The organism is Streptomyces sp. Edi4, from assembly GCF_040253615.1.
Lineage (GTDB): Bacteria > Actinomycetota > Actinomycetes > Streptomycetales > Streptomycetaceae > Streptomyces.
This window is the reverse complement of the sequence record NZ_JBEJGY010000004.1, coordinates 2544376-2565687: the sequence shown is the minus strand read 5'-3', so window position 1 is coordinate 2565687 and position 21312 is coordinate 2544376. Positions and strand designations below refer to the sequence as shown.

Genomic DNA, 21312 nt, shown 5'->3' with positions numbered 1-21312 from the left:
GTCAAAGGGTGTGGACAACCGGCCCCCGCGGACGGTTCGCAGGTGAGGACGGCGAAAAGCCCCGGCACACACGGTGTGCCGGGGCCGGAGGCGATCGCGGCCGGTCAGCGGCCGATCAGCAGTCGGTCGGCAAACGATCGGCGGCCGGTCGGCTCACCGCGCGCGCGTCGGCGCGCGGCCGTGGGCTCAGCGCTCCAGGAACGCGAAGCGCGCGGCCGTCGGCTCAGCGCTCCAGGAACGCGAACAGGTCCTCCCAGCGCCGGACGATCTCCTCGGTCCGGTAGCGCTGGATGTTGGTCCGGGCCGCCTCGCCGAGGCGGTCGCGCAGCTCCTGGTCGCCGAGCAGGCTGTCGAGGCGGCGCGCGAAGGCCAGCGTGTTGCCGGGGGGCGCGAGCAGGCCGTCCTCGCCGTCCCGGATGATCTCCCGGATGCCGGGCGCCACGTCGAAGGCCACACAGGGCACGCCGGTCGCCATGGCCTCAAGGAGCGACAGCGGGAAGCCCTCGCCGCGCGAGGCGAGCGTGAAGACCGAACCCTCGCGCAGCGCGCCCGCCGGGTCGTCGGTGCGGCCCATCCACTCCACCGAGCCGTCCAGGCCGAGCTCGGCGCACTGGTGGCGCAGCGCGGCCTCGTCCGATCCCGTGCCGTACACACGCAGCGTCCAGCCCGGGTGCAGCGGCGCCACCTCGGACCAGGCGTCGAGCAGGAGATCGGTGCCCTTCTCCTCGTGCAGGCGGCCGATGCTCACCACGTGCTTGCCGGTGCGCGGCGACGGCGTCTCGGGGAAGAACGGCAGCGGGTTGGGCATGAAGTCGACGTTGTCGAGCCTCTGTTGGGCCCACAGGTCGGCGTCCTCGCGGGTCAGCGCGAGCAGCCGGTCGACGCCGTTGTTGCCGTAGAACCGCTTGACCCGTGCGAAGCGGGAGGATCTGCGGCAGGTCTCGAACGACTCGTGCGTCATGCCGATGACGGTGAGCGCCGAGGTGTCGGCGAGCGCCACCCACTCCATCGCCCACACCTGCGTGACGATGACGACCGCGCCGGGCCGGGCCCGGTCGAACATCCGGGTGAGCTTGTCCGCCTGCTCCCGCATGCCCTCGGCGCGGGCGGCGCGCCGGCGGCGGTCGGCCACGTTCAGCTTGCCCTTGATGCCGCGCGCGCCGGGCACCGACGGCGGGTGGACGTCGTAGAGCGTCGTCGTCCCGTACGGCAGGTCCTGGTCCAGCTCGAAGGGGTGCGAGGGCGGGGTGATGCCGACGACGTGCACCAGATGGCCCCGGGCCGCGAAGAGGCGGGCCATCTGGTGCGTCCAGGTCCCGACGCCGCCGAGCTCGTTGACGGCGTTGCAGACGAGGAAGATGTCACGGCCGCCGTCCTTGGCGGGCTGCTCGGTCACTTGCCGCTCCCGGAGGTGAAGAACTTCGCGACGATGCGCTCGGCCGCGGTGCCCTGGTCGTACTCGGCGAACTCGGCGGTGAAGCGCTCGCGCGCCGCCGCGAACTCGGTGTCGGCCGCCTTCAGGTCCTCGATCGCCGAGAACAGCTCGGCCCCGCTCGTCACGACCGGGCCCGGTGCCTTCTCGCGCAGGTCGAAGTAGGTGCCCCGGCTCTCGTCCGCGTACTCGTCGTAGTCGTACGCGTAGAAGACCATCGGGCGGTCCAGGAGCGTGTAGTCGAACATCAGCGAGGAGTAGTCGGTGATCAGGGCGTCGGCGAGGACGAGCAGCGGCGAGATGTCGTAGCCGCTGGACACGTCGATGACCCGGCCGCGCACCGAGGGCGGCAGCACGACCTGGTTGAGGTAGTGCGAGCGGATGAGCAGCGTGTACTCCTCGCCGAAGCGTCTGGCGAACTCCTCGACGTCAAAGGGAAGTTCGAAGGCGCGGACCGCGCCCTGGGGGGTGGCCCGGAACGTCGGCGCGTACAGCAGGACCTTCTTGGCCGGGTCGATCCCCAGTTCCCCGGCGAGCGGGCCGCGCTCGCGGGCGCCCCGGGCGGCTTCCGCCTCGCGGGCCTTGACCAGTTCGTCATTGCGCGGATATCCGATGCGCAGCAGCCGGTCCTCGCGCAGTCCGAAGCTCCGGGCCAGGGTGCGCACATCGTGCTCCGAGCGGACCAGGAAGTGGTCGAAGCGGTCCAGGGCCCGCTGGCGGCGCTCGCGCTCGGGGCGGCCCAGGAGCTTCATCTGCGGCAGGTCGAAGCCCATCCGCTTGAGCGCGCTGCCGTGCCAGGTCTGGATGTAGGTGGTACCGGGGCGTTTGGCGAGGGAGGCGGGGAAGCCCTGGTTGTCGATCCAGAACTCCGCCTGCGCCAGCGCCCTGAGATAGGCGTAGCTCCAGCGCCGTACCAGCGTGGCGTCCTTGGGGAACCCGGTGGGCTTGGCGCCCTCGTAGGACCACACGGCCTCGAAGTCCACGCCCTGGCGGCGCAGTTCGTCGTAGATGGCCTTGGGGCTGTCGCTGAACTGCTTGCCCAGGTGGCTCTCGAAGACCACCAGGCCCTTGCGGAGGGGCAGTTTGCTCAGCACCTCCTCGTACACCCGGACCTTGGTGGCACCCGAGCTGAGGTCCTTCTTGGCCCGGCGGGCCTTGCGCAGGCTCTTCTTGGCGACGCCCGCCGCCCGGCTGCGCAGCGCCTCCTCGATCAGACCCTGGGCGCGCACGGCCGCCGCGCCCCGGGCGGTCAGGACGTAGGACAGGTTGCCCTTCTTGGAGACGGAGGGCTCGATGCGGTCGGAGACCAGGCGGGTCAGCCGGGGGCGCACGCGCAGCGGATGCCCGGAGTTCACGTCGATGCTGCCGGCCGAGACCCGGGTGGCGACCGTGTCGCCGTCGATGTCCAGGTTGAGCCAGACGTCCCAGACCACGTCGATGATGCCCAGCGGACGCAGCTTGCGGGCGATGTCCGCCTGCGCCGTCCAGTCCAGCGTCCCCCCCGCGTGGGTCAGCGAGGTGAGCGGGAAGTGGAAGGACTGCAAGCTGGTGCGGCGGGCCCGGAACTCCAGGGAGCCGTGCAGTTCGGCGCCGGGCTTGACGCGGCCCAGCGGGTTGACCACCGAACCGGCCAGGCGCACCTTGCCGTGCCCGTCGTCGGCGTAGGAGGTGAGGCGGTTGCCCAGGGAGAGCTTGGTCAGCGGGCGGGTGTGGTAGCCGGCGTCGGTGACGTCCAGGATGCGGGCGCCGTCCGGGTCGTCCAGGTGCTCGGCGCACCAGTAGATCCGGCCGTCCTTCTCCACCAGCGGCGTGGTGACCTTGCCGGGGGTGATCAGGGCCTCGGCGGCCGGCATCAGGTTCTGCCAGTCCTCGCGGCCCAGGAGGTAGGCGCAGATGGCCTGGATGGGTGTCACCTCGGCGTAGGCGTCCGGCGAGATGGTCGCCAGATAGCTGTTGGCGAGCTCGGCGAACTCGTGCCGGTAGGCGTTGTCGAGCAGCGGCAGATCGCGCAGATGGAGGACGAGGTCGTGCTTGAGGAACTTGACGTCCTTGCGGAACTTCAGGTCGTCGTAGCCCTTGGCGTCGAGCAGGTCGTCCACGCGCCGGTGGATCTCCATGCGGTGCACGAAGTTGGCGATCTCGTGGCGCCGGTTGCTGATCGACTTCGCCGCGGCGCTCTCCGTGACGTTCCAGTAGTAGACGTGGTTGGGGATCAGGGTGATCCGGGCGGCGGCGACATAGGCCTGCGCGGAGAACAGCAGGTCCTCGTAGTGGATGCCGACGGGGAAGGTCAGCTCCTGTTCGAGCAGGTAGGCGCGCCGGTAGCACTTGTTCGTCGACAGGGTGTCGAAGACCAGCAGGTCCGGCATCTCGGTGATCGACTCGAGCGTGCGGGTCGCGGAGTAGATCCACGGATACCACTCGGTGGTCTTGCCGTGCCGGCTGTCCAGGTGGACGCGGACGCACATGCCCGAGACCAGGTCGGCGCCGGTGCGCTCGGCGGCGGCCACCATGTTGCGGCAGGCGTTGCGCTCCAGGACGTCGTCGCTGTCGAGGAACATCACGTACGTGCCGAGGGCCTCGGAAATACCGTGGTTGCGCGGCGCTCCGCAGCCGCCGCTGTTTCGCGGCAGCTGGAATGCCCGGACCCGTCCCGGGTTGGCGGCCTGGAGCTCCTGCGCGACCTCGAAGGAGCGGTCCTTGCTGCAGTCGTCGACGATCAGGACCTCGACGCTCCTGTGCGTCTGATCCAACACGGACTGGACGGCCGTCGGCAGTCGATCTTCATCGTTGTAGACGATGACGATCACGGAGACGTCAGGCACTGGCACCTCAATCCATTTGCGCTCATGGCATGCGGGCCAACGCTACCTGGTGTCCGGGGGCCTTCAGGCAGGCGCCCACACGGGTGGCCGGTCCTTGCCGGTGTGCGTCGATGTGATCGCATTCGCACATCCGCACGAGTCCGTTACGCAACCGTGAGGAAGCCCCGGGCAACCGGAAGCCCGCCGTCCTCCTCTACCGAAGGGGCGATGCCAGGGCACGCGCCCCCCGGAAACGTCATACTGCTCCGCGAGCCCACCACTGTCACGGCAAGGCACCGCGTGGGCGAAGAGACATACGGCGAGTGAACGAGAAGGCACGGTGCTGAAAACCTCCCCCGCGGGACCGGCGACCACCGAGAAGGCCGACCGTCCCCGCAGGAAGCCGCCCGGGGCCCGGACGGCCGCCGCGATGCTGTCGGCCGTGATCTCCATGGGGGCCTACTGCCTGGCGATGGCCGTCCACGGCACCTACCCCTTCGGTTCCCGTTCACGAGCCGTCAACGACCTGGGCAACCAGTTCGTGCCCTTCCACGCGCACCTGTGGGACCTTTTGCGCGGGAACACCTCCGGAGACCTGCTTTTCAACTGGAGCAGCGGATTCGGTGTCCCCTTTCTGGGGGACTTCTTCACCTATCTGATGAACCCCTTCTCCTGGCTCGTCGCGCTCTTCCCGCGCGACCAGGTGGAGCTGCCGGTCTTCCTGGTCACCCTGCTCAGCGTCGGCCTCGGCGCGTTCCTCATGACCGTCCTGCTCGGGCGGCTGCGCCCGGGCTCGCCCTGGCTGCGCGCGCTGCTCGCGACCGGCTACGCGGTCAGCGCCTGGATGATCTCCGACGGCTTCTCCGACCCCATGTGGATGTGGGGCCTGGCCGCCTTCCCGCTGCTCGGCATCGCCTCCGACTGGTGCCTGCGCGGGCGCCATTGGATCCTCGGCGCCCTGCTCGTCTTCGCCTCCTGGGCCGGCAACTTCTACATCGCGGCGATGGCCACCATCGGCATGGGCCTGGTCTTCGCCGTACGCCTCCTGCTGGCCGACACCCCCCGCAGGCAGCGCCTGAACGCCCTGGTGCGGGCCGCCACGATGACCGCGACCGGCATCCTGCTCGCCGCCCCCGTCCTGAGTGTCGGCCTCAAGGCCAGCAAGCTCTCGCAGCCCGCCCCCGACGCCACCTACCCGGGCCCGCCCGACGTCACCGACTATCTCGCGCACCTGCTGCCCGGCGGCCTGCTCGCCCCGGCCCCGCAGATCTCCGTCGGCATCCTGCCGCTGCTCCTGGTGTTCACCCTCCCCTTCGTGCGGCGGGTGCCCGGCAAGGAGCGGATCGCCTGGTGCGTCCTGCTCGTGCTGGTCGCGCTCTCCTTCATCTGGACGCCGACGATCCTGCTCTGGCACGGCCTCGCCATGCCCAACGGCAGCCCCTACCGCGCCTCCATCGCCCTCACCGCGATGCTCGTGATCGTCGCCTGGATGGCGCTCGCCCGCCGCCCGCGCCCCCGGGAACTGCTGTACGGCGCGGGGGTGACCGTCGTGGTGGTGGCGCTCGGGGCGCGCAGCGTCTACCTGGTGCGCGCCTCCTGGATCCTCACCGTCGGCGGCGGAGCGCTCGTCCTCGTACTGCTCCTGCTGCTGTACCGCCACCGGGGCCGGCGGCGACTTCGCGTCGCCCTGACCGCCGCGCTGGCCTGCACCGTGTTCCTGTCCACCGCGTACACCGTCTTCTCGGTCACCGTGATCCGCGACAAGAGCGCCTGGTGGAGCCCGAAGCGGACGCTGGACGCCCACTCCCGCGCCGCCTACGACGCCGTACGGGCCCACGACGACTGGCCGGCCCACCGCAGCGACCCGGGCCCGCACGAGTTCGCCAACAACGACCCGCTGCTGCTCGGGGGTGAGGGCGGTTCGTACTACAGCAGCTATGTGCCGGCCACGACCGCCGAGGCGCTGCACGGCCTCGGCGCCGGCTGGTACATCCAGGGCCGCCACACCCTGAGCGTCACCGACCCCGTCGGCCGCGCGATCATGGGCGTCGGCAGCTATCTGGACTGGGCCAAGAACGCCGACGGGTTCACCCACAAGACGGTGGCGGCGCCGCCCGTGGTCACCTGGCGCCCGGGCAGCGCCACCGACGCCGGCGCCCACGACACCTCGGTCTTCGCCCGCCAGGAACGCGTGCTCGGCGCCGGCGTCTACGGCGTACCCGCCCTCACGCCCACCGCGGGCCCGGCGCCCAGCACCGGCCCCGGCGGCGCGTTGCGCCTGCCCGGCAACGCCACGGGCTCCCCGTGGACGACGTTCAGCGCCACGTGCGCCCCGGGCACCGAGGCCTTCTGGTACGCGCCCTGGTACGCGGGCGGCGTCCAGGCGCTCGGCAGGACCCAGGAGCAGCACGGCCGCGCCACCATGACGAGCAATACCCTGCTGTCGCTGGGGACCGTACCGGCGGACGGCAAGTTCACCGTCGCGTTGGGTACCCACAAGATCCAGGACATCCCGAAGTTCCCGGTCGGGTGCCTGGACCATGACAAGCTCAAGGCCGCCGTCCAGAAACTCACGACGACGGCCCCCCTCGAGGTCACGGCCGGCGGCCACTCGATCGCCGCCACCTTCCGCGAGGGCACCACCGGAACCGCCGTCATCTCCACGCCCGCCGTCACCGGCTGGCAGTGCTCGGTGGACGGCGGCGCCGCGCGGGCCCCCGGTACCCTGGGCGGGCTGATGGCCGTGAGTCTCGGCGACGGCGGATCCCGCCTCTCGTGCTCGTACCGGGCCCCCGGGCTGACGTCCGGGCTCCTGGCGAGCGGCCTGGCGCTGGCGGCCCTGCTCGCGGTGGGGGCCGCAGGCATGATCCGTACCCGGTCGTCCCGTTGCTCGCCCACCTCTTCCCTCCACGGAAAGCACTGATGATGAAGCTGTCGGTCGTCGTCCCCTGTTACAACGAAGACGCGGTCATCGACCAGTTCGACGCCAAGACCCGCAGCGTCCTTGACACCCTGCGCGTCGAGTACGAGATCTGCTACGTGGACGACGGCAGCCGCGACAAGACGCTCATCCACCTGCGCGACCTGGCCGAAAAGCACCCCGACGCCACCCGCTACGTCTCCTTCAGCCGCAACTTCGGCAAGGAGGCCGGCATGCTCGCCGGGCTGCGCGAGGCCACCGGCGACGCCGTGGTCATCATGGACGCCGACCTCCAGCACCCGCCGGAGCTCATCGAGCGGATGATCGACCTCTACCAGCTCGGCCACGACCAGATCATCGCCCGCCGCACCCGCGAGGGCGACAAGAAGGTCCGCTCCGCCCTGAGCAGCATCTACTACCGCGCGGTCAACAAGTGGGTCGACGTCGAACTCACCGACGGCGTGGGCGACTTCCGCATGCTGTCGCGGCCCGCCGTGGACGCGCTGCTCTCGCTCGGCGAGTACAACCGCTTCTCCAAAGGCCTCTTCTCCTGGATCGGCTTCGACACCGTCACCTTCGACTACCAGAACGCCCAGCGCGAGGCGGGCGAGACCAAGTGGAAGTTCGGCTCCCTGCTCAACTACGGCATGGACGGCCTGATCTCCTTCAACAACCGCCCGCTGCGCATCGCGATCTGGCTCGGCCTCCTGCTGGCCGGAGTCGGCGCCGCCTACGCCCTGTGGATCATCGTCGCCGCCATCGCCTACGGCGTCAGCACACCGGGCTATGTCACCCTCGTCGCGATCATCGTGGGCCTCGGCGGGGTGCAGATGGTGATGCTCGGCCTGATCGGCGAGTACATCGGTCGCATCTACTACGAGACCAAGCGCCGCCCGCACTTCCTGGTGAAGGAGGCGCACGGCTTCCCGGGCAAGCCGCACGGCGTGCAGCCGAGGGTGCCGCTGCGTGAGCCGCTGGACGACGCCCGGACCCGCGGGGCCATCTGATGAAAGCCCGGCTTGACCGTCTGATGGACACGCAGCTCGGGCAGGTGATCCGGTTCGGCTTCGTCGGCGGGGTCAACACCTGCACCTTCTACGCCTTCTACTGGCCGCTGCTCCACCTGGCGCACCTGCCGTACTTCATCGCGTACACCATCGCCTTCCTGCTCAGCATGGTCGGCTCGTTCTTCCTGAACACCTACTTCACCTACCGCACCCAGCCGACCTGGAAGAAGTTCCTGCTCTTCCCGCTCACCAACGTCACCAACTTCGTGGTGCAGAGCGCCGGACTTTTCGCCCTGGTGCACTGGGTCGGGATGAACAAGACCATCGCTCCGCTGGTCGCCGCCGTGGTCGCGATCCCGTTCACTTATGTGCTCTCCCGTCGGATTCTGGTGCCCCGCCATCCGGGCCCCGGCGAACCCGAGGCGGCGGCGCGCGAGATCCCGGTGAAATAGCCGGCCCGCCCCGGCCACGCGAAAGGGGGCGGACACCCTGACGGGCGTCCGCCCCCTTTCCGTATGTCCGCGTTCCGTATGCCGACTGCCGACTGCCGACTGCCGTATGCCGGCTGCCGTATGCCGGCTGCCGGCTGCCGGCTGCCGGTTGCCCGCGTCCCGCTAGACGCGGCTGCCCTGGCTCTGGTGCGCCGCCACCGCCCAGTTCCCGAACCGGGCGCCCGGCTTGGTCTGGCGGGAGGCGTACAGCAGGCCGTCCGTGCCGAGGACCACGATCACGCCCCGGCCCCCCGCGTCCTGGGCGATCCCCGGTATCCCCACGAACTGAAGGCCCGGCGTCTCCCAGCCGTCCGGCCCCGCCGACGCGTGCGAGGAGGCGACCACACGGCCCTGGTCGTCCCGGGCCGCGAGGATCAGGGGCGAGCCGTTGCCGCTGAGCCGGGCCACCGCGACCCGGCCGTAACCGCCCACCGGAGCGCGCCGCTCCGTCTTCCACTGCTCGGCGGAACCGTCGGGCGAGGCGAGAGCCACCTGCGCGGTGCCCGCCTGGCGGTAGACCGCGCACACGCCGCCCTTGCCGTCCGCCACCAGACTCACCGCGCTGCCCGACGGCGTCATCCCCGTCGGCGGCGTCAGCTCCGGCAGTTCGCCCGGCGCGGGCGACACCCAGTGCAGCACCGTCTTGGCGATCGGCGCGGCCACATGGAGCCGGCCCGAGGGATCGACCAGGGCGTCGATCCCCTCCACCACCAAAGGATGCGGCGGCTGCTTGCCCGCCGGGTGGTCGAGCAGCCGCCAGGGCCCCCAGCCCCGGCCGCCGCGCCCGCTGCGCAGGGCGATGTCGCCCGCCCAGTTGCGCACCAGGACATGCACCGTGCCGTCCGGGGCGAGGGCGGTCGCCGGATAGCCCGTCTCCAGTGTCTTGTCCAAGGCGGTGTCCGGCGCCCCCAGCGAGGTCCAGGCGCCGAACGTGGGCACCCCGTCGGCGCCGATGCCGCTCTGCTGGACGCACACCAGTTCCTTGTGGTGCTTGTTCCCGTTGAACGGCAGCACCGTACGCGCCGCGAACAGCTGAAGCGTTCCGTCAGCGTGGCGCACGACCTCCACCTGCGGGTCGAGCGGACCGCCCGCGCTGCCCACCGCGTCGAACGGCCCCAGCCACGTGCCCTTGCCCGCCGCCTGCTCCACCCAGCAGCGCACCGCGCCGTTGAGCACCGCGAACGCCGCGAGCCGGCCGTCCTTGAGCGGCGCCACCCAGCGCGAGGTGCCCGGCGTGCGGGTGCGGGTGCCGCGCGCCCAGCCGGCCCCGCCGCCCTTCAGACCATTGGGGCCCACCTTGAGGTCGCCGCAACCCGAAGGGTCGCCGCAGTCCCGGTGGTCCGCCCAGCCGTAGGCGTTGAGGAGCTGGGAGTTGCGCCGGGTGGCCGCCGCGTCCAGGGACGGCGGCGTGTAATTGGTCGGGTAGCCGATGTAGTTGGACACCGAGGCCGCGCGGCGCTTGCCCGCGGCCCAGTACCGCTCCATCGCGGCCTGCATGAACCGGGCCGAGGACGTGTGGTCCTGATGGTCCAGATAGCTCAGCCCGCGCAGTATCGTCGGCGCGCTCATCATCGCCACCGTCTCGCGCGGCGCGTGCATCGGTGTGGGGTCCAGGGTCCGTATCACCGTCGGGTTGACCCGCGCGATCACCGCCACCAGGGCGTCGATGATCTGGTCGCGGGTATAGGCGCGCGGCATCCCCACCGTGCTGCCCGTGCCCGGCAGCGTCGGCAGCTCCTTGATGGCGCCCAGCCACAGACCGCGCATGCTCACCGGGCGCGGCACGCTCACATAGCGCGCCTCGCACAGGCCCATGTAGATCAGCTGCACATGCGGGGCCGCCTGCAAGTAGTGCAGTTCCGCGCGGTATCCCGGCAGCAGCTCCACCGGCTCCACCGTCCAGGGACTGTTGTCGTCACCGGTCGCCATCAGGGCGTTGGCGGCGCGCAGCCCGTTGATGCGGGCGCGCGCGAAGCCGGGCCGGTCCGTGGGCGTCGCCTTGAACTGGGCCGCCCTGCCGGGCGCGTTGCGGCCGTCCGACTCACCGCTGGTCATGCACACCGTCATGGACAGGGCGCCGCTGCGTATCGACTGCTCCAGGTCCGGGTTCATGAAGTAGATGCTGTCGTCGGCGTGCGCGATGACATGCAGATACGCCTGATCGGCGGAGTCCGACGCGGGCTTTCCCGTGGTGGTGCCCGTGGACGGGTCCTCGTCGCCCGACCCTCGGTGCGGCGCCAGCCACTGCCATCCGCCATACGCGAGAGGCGCCGCCACGAGGCCGCCCCCGGCGACCTGCAGCAGACGTCGGCGAGGTGGTGACGAGGGCATTTCGGCACGCTCCTTGTTGCATCCATGTGCCCCGAATCCCCCGGGAGCGCGTCATGGAGTTGTTCGACAAGTCATCAGAAGGGAGGGGGCAGCGGCCCGGGAGGTTTCACTTCCGACCCTAAAATCGCCTCGCCGGTACAAAGCCGCACGGTATGGAGGTGTGGGCTTCAACACGCCGGCAAGCCACGCCATCCCCGGTTTTCCCGCCTTTTCGAGCTTATTCGAGCTTAAAGGATCTCTGTCCCGTCCCGGTGAGGCTGTCCGCCGGTTGGAACTTCCAAGCGCCGCCCGGCCGTCCTGACATAGATTTCATGGTGTGACAGTGGCAAGGCAGCAGGTGGCACAGGCCCGCCGCATCGTGGTCAAGATCGGTTCCTCTTCCCTCACCACCGCCTCCGGCGGCCTCGACGCGGACCGGGTCGACGCCCTCGTCGACGTCCTCGCCAAGGCACGCGGCGGCGGCGAGAAGGACATCGTGCTCGTCTCCTCCGGCGCCATCGCCGCCGGCCTCGCCCCCCTCGGACTGCGCCGCCGCCCCAAGGACCTCGCCCGCCAGCAGGCCGCGGCCAGCGTCGGCCAGGGCCTCCTCGTCGCCCGCTACACCGCCTCCTTCGCCCGCTACGGCGTACGCGTGGGACAGGTCCTGCTCACCACCGACGACACCAGCCGGCGCGCCCACTACCGCAACGCCTACCGCACGTTGGACCAGCTCCTGGCCATGGGCGCGCTTCCCGTCGTCAACGAGAACGACACGGTGGCCACCGACGAGATCCGCTTCGGCGACAACGACCGGCTCGCGGCCCTCGTCGCCCACCTGGTCCGCGCCGACCTGCTGGTCCTGCTCTCCGATGTCGACGGCCTCTACGACGGCGACCCCGCCCGGCCCGGCACCGCGCGCATCGAGGAGGTGCGTGGCCCCGACGACATCGCGCACGTCCAGATCGGCAGCGCGGGCAAGGCCGGGGTCGGCACCGGCGGCATGGTCACCAAGGTCGAGGCGGCCCGGATCGCGGCGGCCGCCGGCATCCCCGTCGTCCTCACGTCCGCGAGCCGGGCCGCCGACGCGCTCGCCGGCCGCGCGACCGGAACCCACTTCCACCGCACCGGACGCCGCTCGGCCGACCGCCTTTTGTGGCTGGCCCACGCCTCCACCCCGCAGGGCGCCCTCGTCCTGGACGACGGAGCCGTACGCGCCGTCGTCGAAGGCCACAAGTCCCTGCTCCCGGCCGGAATCGCCGCCGTCGAGGGCGAGTTCGCCGCAGGCGACCCCGTCGAACTGCGCGATCTGGCGGGCCGGGCCGTCGCCCGTGGCCTGGTCACCTTCGACGCCAAGGAGATCCCCCAGCTCCTTGGGCGCTCCACCCGCGAGCTCGCGCGCGAACTCGGCCCCGCCTACGAGCGCGAAGTCGTACACAGGGACGATCTGGCCGTCCTGCACCCCTGAAACGGCTGAAAGTCCAGCCATAAGACAGACACCTTCAGGAAAACCGCCCCGCGCCCGGCCTCGGGCTGGTCAACTTTGAAGCGGGGTACGCGGGGAGTGGCAATCCGCGCAGTACCGCACCGCATCGCACACAGCAGCGCAGGAGGCCGCCGGTGAGACGAGCGCGCCCGGGGGCGGCGCCCCGAGGGACGACGGCTGAGCGGACCCTGACCAGTGTGGGGACGGGGGCCGACGTCGAACGCGGAGAAGTACCCGACAAGCAGCACGGGGACACCCCGAGGCTGTGGCACATCACGCTCAGCGTCTCGGGGGCCGAGACGCCGCTGAAGGAGGTCCGACGGGGCCTCGAACAGCTCGCCCACGACCACCCCTTCCTGCTGACCAGCCGCTACGCCGAGGACCACGCCGAGATCCGCTACTGGGAAGAGGCCCGCGACCTGCACGACGCGGCGGCCGTCGCCCTGCGCCTGTGGGGCGAACACCGCTCCACCGCGAAGCTCCCGCCCTGGGAGATCGTCGGCCTCGAGGTCATCGACCGAGGCACCTACCACCAGCGGCTGGCCGAAGGCTACGGACCACCCCCGGCCGCCCCGGTGGGCGTCCACCCGTTCTGACCCATGCGGCCCTGCGCCGCCCTCGCGCGCGGAATAGCCGGACACGTCGGGAGCGATTCCGGACGCCCTGGGAGCGATTCCGGACACCTCGGGAGTCCTGCGGGGTCCTGGGGGGCCGTGTGCCGGTGGGGGCTTGTGCCGGTGGGGGCCCGCGCCGCTTGGGGGACCGGGGGCGCGGGGGAGGGGGCCCGGGGACGCTCCCCCGACCGCCCGGGGTACACCGCGGGGTCCCCGGGGGCCGCCCGGGCGAGCGCTGGGGAAGCCACGTGGAGCATCCAGGGGAGCACCGCAAGAGCACCGGGGGAGCCCCGGGGGACCACCGGGGGGGCTCCCCCGACCGCCCGGGGAGCCGCAGGGCGGTCTCGGGGAGTGGAACCGGGGCGAAACGCCCGCCCCGCGCGCATTACCCTGCGGGCATGGCTTCGCACTCCTCGCCCTCCCCGGCCTCGCCCTCCCCGGCCTCCTCGCCCGACGACGTCTCCCCGGTCACGCGGACCGCCCAGCAGGCGCGCGCTGCCGCCGCCGAGATCGCGCCACTTCCGCGCGCGGTCAAGGACGCCGTGCTGCATGCGATCGCGGACGCCCTGGAGGCCCGCGCCGCCGAGATCGTCGAGGCCAACGCCGTGGACGTCGCCAAGGCCCGCGAGGCCGGCACCGGCGAGACCGTCATCGACCGGCTGACCCTGACCCCCGAGCGGATCGCCGCCATCGCCTCCGACGTGCGCGACGTGGCGGCCCTGCCCGACCCCGTCGGCGAGGTCGTGCGCGGCTCGACCCTGCCCAACGGCATCGACCTGCGCCAGATCCGCGTCCCGCTCGGCGTCGTCGGCATCATCTACGAGGCCCGGCCCAACGTGACCGTGGACGCCGCCGCCCTCTGCCTCAAGTCCGGCAACGCCGTGTTGCTGCGCGGCTCGTCCTCGGCGTACGCCTCCAACACCGCCCTGGTCGGCGTGGTGCGCGACGCCGTCGCAGGCGCGGGTCTGCCCGCCGACGCGGTGCAACTCGTCCCCGGCGAATCCCGCGACTCCGTACGGGAGTTGATGCGCGCACGAGGCCTCGTGGACGTCCTCATCCCGCGCGGCGGCGCCTCCCTGATCCGCACCGTCGTGGAGCAGTCCACCGTCCCCGTCATCGAGACCGGCACCGGCAACTGCCATGTGTACGTCGATGCCGAGGCCGACCTCGCCATGGCCGTCGGCATCCTGATCAACTCCAAGGCGCAGCGCCCCTCGGTCTGCAACTCCGCCGAGACCCTTCTCGTCCACCGCGACATCGCCGACGCCTTCCTGCCGCTCGCCCTGGACGCGCTCGCCGAAGCCGGCGTCACCGTCCACGCCGACGCCCGTGTGCGCTCCTACGCGGACGCCTCCAAGGCGACCGTCGTCGACGCCACGGCCGAGGACTGGGAGACCGAATACCTCTCGTACGACATCGCCGCCGCCGTCGTCGACTCCCTCGACGACGCCGTCGCCCACATCCGGCAGTGGACCTCGGGGCACACCGAGGCCATCGTCACCACCTCGCAGGCCGCCGCCCGCCGCTTCACCCAGCTCGTCGACTCCACCACCGTCGCCGTCAACGCCTCGACCCGCTTCACCGACGGCGGCCAGTTCGGATTCGGCGCCGAGATCGGCATCTCCACCCAGAAGCTGCACGCCCGCGGCCCCATGGGACTGCCCGAGCTGACCTCGACGAAGTACATCGTGACCGGCGACGGTCACATCCGGTAGTTGACGACAACTCCCTTTCCGGGCGCCCGACTTCAGCCAGTCTCTGCCCAAACCGGCCGCCCGGGGCTACCCTGAACAGGTGCCGGACGACGTAGGGGGCGGGCCGTTCCCGGACGGCTGGGAGCCCGACGACGACCGCGGGGGCGCGGACGATGACTTCGCCTCCGTGGTGTTCGACGAGGACTTCGTACGAGCCGCCGCCATCCACGAACCCAGCGCGGTCGAGCGCCTGCTCGCCGCCGCGCAGGCCCGCGCCGACGCCGAAGCGGCCCGCGCCCGCGCGGGCGCCGGAGCCCCCGACGACGACCTCTACGACGACGGTTACGACCCCCGCCACCCCGGCCGCGACCCGCACGACCTCTTCTTTGACGGTCCCGGCCTGTCCGGCAGCGCGGAAGCAGGCCCTTACGGCCGCTTCGGCGGGGTCCTGCGTCCCTATCGCGGCCGCACCCGCTGGCACCGGCCCATCGCCTGGGTGATGGCCGTGATCATGGGTATCGGCATGGTCGCCCTCGCCTTCTCCGCCGTCTACCGTGGCGCCTCCTCGAGCCGCGACGACAAGGCCCCGCCCCCGGCCACCAGCAACGTGGACAACCCGACGAACGCCACCGCCACCGGCAGCGCCCCGGCCCCGGGTGCCCCGGTACTCCCGGGCACGAGAGACACACCGGGTGCGGGGGTCCCGCCGGGTACGGCAGACACACCGGGCACGGGAGGCACGTCGAGTACGGGGGTCACGCGGGGCACGGGGGGCACGTTGGGTACGGGGGTTGCACCGGGCACGCCGGTGGCGTCCGCCACGGCGGCGCCCGCCGTACCAGCCACGTCCGCCGTACCAGCCACGTCCGCCGCACAAGCCACGTCCGCGGCATCCGCGGCGTCCGGTTCGGCTGGGGGCTCCCTCGCCCCGCGCACCCCCTGAGCAGCGCCTGAACCACCCCGCCGGAACTCCGCGGAACTTGTCGCGCACCAGCGCGTTTACCTTCCCCCCGCCAGACCTACCCTGAAGGTATGGCAGGGCGTGAAGTGCCACCCGAGGGACCCGAGGGGACACCCGAGGGCCTTCCCGGCGGAGGTGACGACGAGTACCGGTCCGTCGTCTTCGACGAATCGTTCGTCCGCGCTGCCCGGCTCCAGGAGTACTCCGCGCAGGAGCGGATGCACGAACACGCGCGTGCCGTACGCCCTCGTCCGGCCTGGTCCCTCAGGGCTTCCTCCAAACCCGCCATCGCCCTGGTCCTGCTGCTCCTCCTCGCCTTCAGCACCGCCATCTACATGGGCGTCCGCCACCCCTATCAGCCGCCGTCCGCCAGCAGTCCCGACGCCCTGCGGATGACCGTCGTCCCCCTGGCCCCCCAGGGCCCCGTGCCGGGCGGCGACGCCGACCAGCTCTTCGCGCACAGCCCGGCCGCCTCGTTCCGCACCGGTGCCGCCGGGATCGATCTGCCCCCGGTCACCAAAACCTCCCACTTCTCCGAAGCCCAGGTGATGGACGCCCTCACCATCACCAAGGACTACCTGGTCAAGTCGTCCCTGGACCCGAGCGTCCTCACCGGCGGCCCGGCCCGGGCGGTCCGTGTGCTGCTCGACCCCGATCTGATGGCCCAGTTCGACCAGAGCCTTGCCACCCCGGCCGACGACGGCCGGCACTCCGCCACCGGCTGGCTGGTCCGCTTCGACCCGGCCAAGGTGGCACTGGCCGACCCCCACGTACGGGTCCAGGGCGCGATGGGCTACGCGGAGGCCGGTTCCGACGCGCTCGACGTCAGCGCCGACTACGTCTTCGTGTACGCGCTGCGCCCGGCCGGCGCGGGCCCGCACGCCGGGGACGCCTCGCTGTTCGTGGTCCGTCGCGAGCTCCACTTCCGGCTCGACCGCGAGGATCTGCGTCTGGACAGGACCGAGCTCCAGACCAGCACCCTGGAGGCCGGCCCGCAGTCCTGCTCCGCCGATGTGGCCGGTCTGCTGCGGCCGCTCCTCGCGGGGGAGCGGGCGAGCGCGGCCGGGCCGGCCGCCACCGATCCGTTCGCGACCGGCCCCGCCCCCGAGGGTTTCTGCGCCACCCTGTCCCCAGCCGCGCAGCCCATCCCAGCAACAGCAACCGGCTGACGCCCGCGCGGTCCCACCCAAGCAGCCCGGTCACCGACGCCCGGCGCGCCCGCTCACACCCCTTGGCCGGGAGGCTTGGCCTTCCCGGGCTCAGCCTCCCGGGCTCAGCCTCCCGGGCTCAGCCTCCCGGGCTCAGCCGGGCTTGGCCTTCCCGGACTCAGCCTCCCGGGCTCAGACTCCCGAGCTCAGCCTTCCCGCGCTCAGCTTTCCGGCCGGTCCTCTGGTCCCCGTTCTAGTCCCCCTTCTGGTCCCGCGTCTGGTCCCCCCTGTCGTCCTTGCCGTCGGATGCCGGCGCGTCCGGGCCGGCCGCCTTGTCCGTGGGACGGGCCCCCGCCCCCGTGAACTTGTCGCGCAGCTTGCCGCCCAGGTCCGCCGTGCCGCCCGCGATGTCGCCGACCAGCTTCATCAGCGGGTCCTTGCTCGTCTTGACCGCGTCGGCGTAGGAGGCCGCAGACTCCCGGAAGGAGTCGGACACCGAGGTGTCCTTGTCCTCGTCGCGGTGCGGATAGTGACCGTCCATGATCCGCTGGTAGTCGCGAGTCTCCGTCCACTTCTTCAACTCGGCGGCGCGCACCGCGGTGAAGGGGTGGGAGCGGGGCAGCACATTGAGGATCTTCAGTACGGAATCGCGCAGGTCGCCCCCGGCCTCGTACTCCTCGGCCTGCTCAAGGAACGCGTCCACGTTCATCTCGTGCAGGTGGTTGCCGCCGGCTATCTTCATCAGCCCCCGCATCGAGGCGTGCGGATCCTGGCCCACCAGCAGCCCGGCCCGGTCCGCCGACAGCTCCGACTTGCGGAACCATTCACGAAGCGCCGTCACGATCGCCATGATCGCCACGTTGCCCAGCGGGATCCACGCGACCTTGAGGGCGAGGTTGGTCAGGAAGAGCAGGATCGTGCGGTAGACCGCGTGGCCGGAGAGGGCATGGCCCACCTCGTGGCCCACGACCGCGCGCATCTCCTCCTCGTCAAGCAGCTCCACCAGGCCCGTCGTCACCACGATGATCGGCTCGTCGAGACCGATGCACATCGCGTTGGGCTGCGGGTTCTGCGTGACGTACATCGGGGGGACCTTCTCCAGGTCCAGGATGTAACAGGCGTCCCGCAGCATGGAGTTGAGGTGGGCGAACTGTGTGTCGCCCACGCGCACGGAGTCCGACAGGAAAAGCAGTCTCAGGCTGCGCTCGGGCAGGAGCCCGCTCAGTGCCTTGAATACGGTGTCGAAACCGGACAGCTTGCGCAGCGCGACCAGCGCCGAGCGGTCGGCGGGGTGTTCGTAGGCCCGGGAGGAGATCCCGGGGAACCTGCGCCGCTGCCTGCTCGGCACGTTGTCGTTGAAGCCCTCGGTCATGGGTGCCCCCTGTCGTTCGAGTGTCGGCTCGTCCCCCTGACGACATCCACACTAGGCGGTGGCGGTACCGTGGCCCGGGGGCCTGTGGATAACTTCGAGGAGACCTGCCATGCCGGACGTCATGCCGGACGTCGTCACTGCTCTCGCCGCCGCCTCCGGGCAGGGACCGGGTGCGCTGCTGCGGATCCTGCTCCTCGCCTCCATGGTCGGAGCGGCCCTGCTGGCCTGGTTCCTGCTGCGCGGATACCGCTCGAACGGCGGCGACGACAACGACAACGACTGAGTCGGCGTGAGCGTGCCCGGACCGCCCGCATACGATGTGGGCGAAGTCTCCGCCCCGACTCCCGGATAGGTCCTGCCGAAGATGAGCCTCCACAGCACCGCCGCCAACCTGGTCTCGCTCGCCGAAGGCGCCGAGCACGGTGGCAACCACGACAGCTTGCAGCCCTGGATGACGGGCGGCGGCGCGCTGCTCGCCCTGCTCCTGCTGCTCTGGATCACCACCCGCTTCAACCGCGACCGCTGATCCGGGGCCGTAAGCCGGGCCAGTAGGCTCTGCACGCATGGGAGAGCAGGAAGTGCCTACCGGTCCGGTGAAGCGACGCATCGGTGTGATGGGCGGAACGTTTGATCCGATCCATCACGGACACCTCGTGGCCGCGAGCGAGGTGGCCTCGCAGTTCCATCTGGACGAGGTCGTCTTCGTGCCGACCGGGCAGCCCTGGCAGAAGAGCCACAAGCTGGTGTCCCCGGCCGAGGACCGTTATCTGATGACGGTCATCGCCACCGCGTCCAACCCGCAGTTCTCGGTCAGCCGCATCGACATCGACCGGGGCGGGGCGACGTACACCATCGACACCCTGCGAGATCTGCGCGACCGTAACAGCGACGCGGACCTCTTCTTCATCACCGGCGCCGACGCGCTGGCCCAGATCCTCACCTGGCGGGACGCCGAAGAGCTGTTCTCGCTCGCCCATTTCATCGGTGTGACCCGCCCCGGCCATGTGCTGACGGACGACGGTCTGCCCGAGGGCGGGGTCTCGTTGGTGGAGGTGCCGGCGCTGGCGATTTCCTCGACCGGCTGCCGGGCCAGGGTCGCGCAGGGCGACCCCGTCTGGTATCTGGTTCCGGACGGTGTGGTCCGCTACATCGACAAGCGCCAGCTGTACCGCGGCGAGTGAGACCAGCTGTAGCGCCTGTACGTCGGCGAGTGAGAGAAGGCCACCGGTGAACGACCGCCAGTACGATCCGCATGCACCTCAGGTGCAGTTGGTCGGATACGACGAGTACGGCCGACCGGTGTACCAGCAGGTCCCGCAGCAGCAGGCTTCGCATCAGCAGGTCCCGCCGCACCAGCAGGTCCCGTCGCAGCAGCAGGCGTACGACCCCTACGCGCGGCCGCAGGAACCTCAGCAGCAACAGCAGCAACAGGGGTACGGGTACGACCAGACGTACGTGCCGCAGCAGTCGCCGTACGACCCCTACGGGCAGCAACTGCCCCAGCAGCCACAGGAGTTCCAGGGGACCCAGCGGTTCCCGCAGCAGGCCTACGGGACCGGCCAGGGAAGCGACTACGGGCAGAGCTACGGGCAGGGTCCTGCCTCCGCCCAGCAGCCGCCCGCCCAGGCGCCCCCGCCGCCGGCCACCCCTCCGACGCCCGCCGCGACACAGGCGTCCGCCGCGTCGGCGCCGTCCGGGGCGGAGCCGCCGACCGCGCCCGCGGTGCCCAAGCAGCGCAAGGACGAGGGCGGCGAGAAAGCCGACCGCGACTACGGCACCGAGCAGTTCTCCTTCATCGAGGAGCCCAATGAGGACTCCGAAGACGTCATCGACTGGCTGAAGTTCACCGAGAGCCGCAGCGAGCGCCGCGAGGAGGCCAAGCGTCGTGGCCGCAACCGCGTCGTCGCCCTCGTCGTGGCGCTCGTCCTGCTGGTGGCGGGCGGCGTCGGCTACCTCTGGTTCGCGGGCAAGCTGCCCGGTTCCTCGTCCTCGTCGGACGCCAAGAAGGGCGGGGCCACGGCCGGGGCGCAGAAGCGAGACGTGATCGTCGTGCATCTGCACAACACCAAGGCGGGCGGCACCTCCACGGTGCTGCTCGTCAACAACGCGGGTGCCGGGCAGGGCACCACCGTGCTGCTGCCCAACTCCCTGGCCCTCACCGACGACGACGGCAGCCGCACCACCCTGGGCAAGTCCGTGGACGGGGACGGCTCGCAGGGCACCCGGGACGCGCTGTCCAACCTCCTCGGCGCCAAGATCACTGGCACGTGGCGGCTCGACACCCCGTACCTGGAAAACCTCGTAGACCTCGTCGGAAACATCGACATCAGTACGGATGCGGACGTTCCCGGCGCCAAGCAGGGCAGCGACCCGGTGGTGAAGAAGGGCGAGGACCAGACGCTCAGCGGCCCGATGGCCGTCGCCTATGCCACCTACCGGGGCCCCGGCGAGCCCGAGACCAAGCAGCTCCAGCGGTTCGGCGCGGTGATGTACGGGGTGCTGCGCAAGATCTCGGACGATCCGAAGGCGGCCACCGTCACCGTCCAGACGCTCGCGCAGATCCTCGATCCGTCGCTGCCCGAGAGCGACCTGGGGGCGGCGCTGGCCAAGCTCGCCGAGCACGCCAAGGCCGGCGCGTACAAGACGGCGCTGCTTCCGGTGCAGCCCGACGGCACGCTGAGCCAGCAGACCAGCGACAGCGTGATCAAGGACATTCTGGGTGGACGTCTGGGCGCCGGCGGGTCCGACCAGGGCGCCGCTGTCCGGGTCGGCGTCAAGAACGCCAGCGGCAACGCCAAAGCCTCCGAGTCCGCCCGGATCACCCTGGTCAACGGCGGCTACGCGTTCGTGGACGCCGGAAGCGGCGGCACGCAGGCCGCCTCGCAGGTTCTGTACGCGGACGCGGCGAAGAAGGCGAAGGCCACGGAGGTGGCCAAGACCCTCGGCCTGCCGGACAGCGCCGTCAAGCAGGGCGACGCGGCCGCCAACGCCGACGTTTCGGTGGTCATCGGCAAGGATTACAAACCCACCGGCTGAGGGCGCGAAAGCGATCCTTTCGGGACTGTCGGCGGTCCGT

General features: G+C 71.0%; 15 protein-coding genes and 1 pseudogene. 12 read left to right on the top strand and 4 right to left on the bottom strand.

Annotation, left to right across the window (positions count from 1 at the left end):
* Positions 1 to 223 precede the first annotated feature (223 nt).
* Positions 224 to 1396 (bottom strand): glycosyltransferase, encoded by a 1173-nt coding sequence (locus ABR738_RS13640; protein ID WP_350230240.1) that lies wholly within the window; start codon positions 1394 to 1396, stop codon positions 224 to 226.
* Complete coding sequence (locus tag ABR738_RS13635) at positions 1393 to 4263, bottom strand: bifunctional glycosyltransferase/CDP-glycerol:glycerophosphate glycerophosphotransferase (protein WP_350230239.1); 2871 nt, start codon at positions 4261 to 4263, stop codon at positions 1393 to 1395. Before ABR738_RS13635 ends, ABR738_RS13640 begins: the two co-directional genes overlap by 4 nt.
* Positions 4264 to 4576: 313 nt before the next feature.
* On the opposite strand from ABR738_RS13635, the gene ABR738_RS13630 reads away from it, so the two are divergent.
* Genes ABR738_RS13630 through ABR738_RS13620 form a run of 3 tightly spaced genes read left to right on the top strand, consistent with a single transcriptional unit; the run spans position 4577 to position 8615 of the window.
* Positions 4577 to 7159: a YfhO family protein gene (locus ABR738_RS13630; protein ID WP_350230238.1), complete on the top strand. Its 2583-nt coding sequence runs from the start codon at positions 4577 to 4579 to the stop codon at positions 7157 to 7159.
* Positions 7160 to 7161: 2 nt separating this feature from the next.
* Positions 7162 to 8163, top strand: a complete 1002-nt coding sequence (locus ABR738_RS13625) for a glycosyltransferase family 2 protein (protein ID WP_350234558.1) — start codon at positions 7162 to 7164, stop codon at positions 8161 to 8163.
* Entirely contained in the window at positions 8163 to 8615 is a 453-nt protein-coding gene (locus tag ABR738_RS13620; protein WP_350230237.1) for a GtrA family protein, read from the top strand. Before ABR738_RS13625 ends, ABR738_RS13620 begins: the two co-directional genes overlap by 1 nt.
* A 162-nt stretch (positions 8616 to 8777) precedes the next feature.
* Here the strand turns inward: ABR738_RS13620 and ABR738_RS13615 are convergent, their stop codons facing one another.
* Positions 8778 to 10985, bottom strand: a complete 2208-nt coding sequence (locus ABR738_RS13615) for a PIG-L family deacetylase (RefSeq protein ID WP_350230236.1) — start codon at positions 10983 to 10985, stop codon at positions 8778 to 8780.
* A gap of 316 nt (positions 10986 to 11301) precedes the next feature.
* On the opposite strand from ABR738_RS13615, the gene proB reads away from it, so the two are divergent.
* The 5 genes and pseudogenes from proB (at position 11302) to ABR738_RS13590 (ending at position 16885) form a co-directional block, all read left to right on the top strand.
* Positions 11302 to 12429 carry a glutamate 5-kinase gene (gene proB, locus ABR738_RS13610; RefSeq protein ID WP_350230235.1) on the top strand — a complete coding sequence of 376 codons (1128 nt, stop codon included), beginning with the start codon at positions 11302 to 11304 and terminating at the stop codon, positions 12427 to 12429.
* Between the two features lie 152 nt (positions 12430 to 12581).
* Positions 12582 to 13043, top strand: coding sequence for a DUF8830 family protein (locus ABR738_RS13605; protein WP_350230234.1), 462 nt, complete (start codon positions 12582 to 12584; stop codon positions 13041 to 13043).
* 416 nt (positions 13044 to 13459) lie between these two features.
* Positions 13460 to 14776 (top strand): glutamate-5-semialdehyde dehydrogenase, encoded by a 1317-nt coding sequence (locus tag ABR738_RS13600; RefSeq protein WP_350230233.1) that lies wholly within the window; start codon positions 13460 to 13462, stop codon positions 14774 to 14776.
* Positions 14777 to 14855: 79 nt separating this feature from the next.
* Positions 14856 to 15428 (top strand): annotated as a pseudogene (locus ABR738_RS13595) (SCO2584 family spore wall biosynthesis protein); the annotation flags it as partial.
* 359 nt (positions 15429 to 15787) lie between these two features.
* A complete protein-coding gene (locus ABR738_RS13590; RefSeq protein WP_350230232.1) occupies positions 15788 to 16885 on the top strand; it encodes an SCO2583 family membrane protein in 1098 nt (365 codons plus the stop codon).
* Between the two features lie 232 nt (positions 16886 to 17117).
* Here the strand turns inward: ABR738_RS13590 and ABR738_RS13585 are convergent, their stop codons facing one another.
* Entirely contained in the window at positions 17118 to 18236 is a 1119-nt protein-coding gene (locus ABR738_RS13585) for a M48 family metallopeptidase (RefSeq protein ID WP_350230231.1), read from the bottom strand.
* Between the two features lie 109 nt (positions 18237 to 18345).
* Between ABR738_RS13585 and ABR738_RS13580 the strand changes: the two genes are divergently transcribed.
* From ABR738_RS13580 to ABR738_RS13565, 4 genes are all read left to right on the top strand, one after another.
* Positions 18346 to 18519: a hypothetical protein gene (locus ABR738_RS13580; RefSeq protein WP_350234896.1), complete on the top strand. Its 174-nt coding sequence runs from the start codon at positions 18346 to 18348 to the stop codon at positions 18517 to 18519.
* 81 nt (positions 18520 to 18600) lie between these two features.
* Complete coding sequence (locus ABR738_RS13575) at positions 18601 to 18762, top strand: hypothetical protein (RefSeq protein WP_350230230.1); 162 nt, start codon at positions 18601 to 18603, stop codon at positions 18760 to 18762.
* Positions 18763 to 18799: 37 nt separating this feature from the next.
* On the top strand, positions 18800 to 19417 hold the full coding sequence (nadD, locus tag ABR738_RS13570) for a nicotinate-nucleotide adenylyltransferase (protein ID WP_350230229.1): 618 nt from the start codon (positions 18800 to 18802) through the stop codon (positions 19415 to 19417).
* Between the two features lie 46 nt (positions 19418 to 19463).
* Entirely contained in the window at positions 19464 to 21272 is a 1809-nt protein-coding gene (locus ABR738_RS13565) for an LCP family protein (RefSeq protein WP_350230228.1), read from the top strand.
* The last annotated feature ends 40 nt before the right edge of the window (positions 21273 to 21312 follow it).

What these genes read in the sequence shown, in the direction of transcription:
- ABR738_RS13625 (WP_350234558.1), top strand. Translation starts at nt 7,162, where the DNA reads ATGAAGCTGTCGGTCGTCGTCCCCTGTTACAACGAAGACGCGGTCATC.
- ABR738_RS13575 (WP_350230230.1), top strand. Translation starts at nt 18,601, where the DNA reads ATGAGCCTCCACAGCACCGCCGCCAACCTGGTCTCGCTCGCCGAAGGC.
- ABR738_RS13580 (WP_350234896.1), top strand. Translation starts at nt 18,346, where the DNA reads ATGCCGGACGTCATGCCGGACGTCGTCACTGCTCTCGCCGCCGCCTCC.
- ABR738_RS13615 (WP_350230236.1), bottom strand. Translation starts at nt 10,985, where the DNA reads ATGCCCTCGTCACCACCTCGCCGACGTCTGCTGCAGGTCGCCGGGGGC.
- ABR738_RS13590 (WP_350230232.1), top strand. Translation starts at nt 15,788, where the DNA reads ATGGCAGGGCGTGAAGTGCCACCCGAGGGACCCGAGGGGACACCCGAG.
- ABR738_RS13585 (WP_350230231.1), bottom strand. Translation starts at nt 18,236, where the DNA reads ATGACCGAGGGCTTCAACGACAACGTGCCGAGCAGGCAGCGGCGCAGG.
- ABR738_RS13600 (WP_350230233.1), top strand. Translation starts at nt 13,460, where the DNA reads ATGGCTTCGCACTCCTCGCCCTCCCCGGCCTCGCCCTCCCCGGCCTCC.
- ABR738_RS13620 (WP_350230237.1), top strand. Translation starts at nt 8,163, where the DNA reads ATGAAAGCCCGGCTTGACCGTCTGATGGACACGCAGCTCGGGCAGGTG.
- nadD (WP_350230229.1), top strand. Translation starts at nt 18,800, where the DNA reads ATGGGAGAGCAGGAAGTGCCTACCGGTCCGGTGAAGCGACGCATCGGT.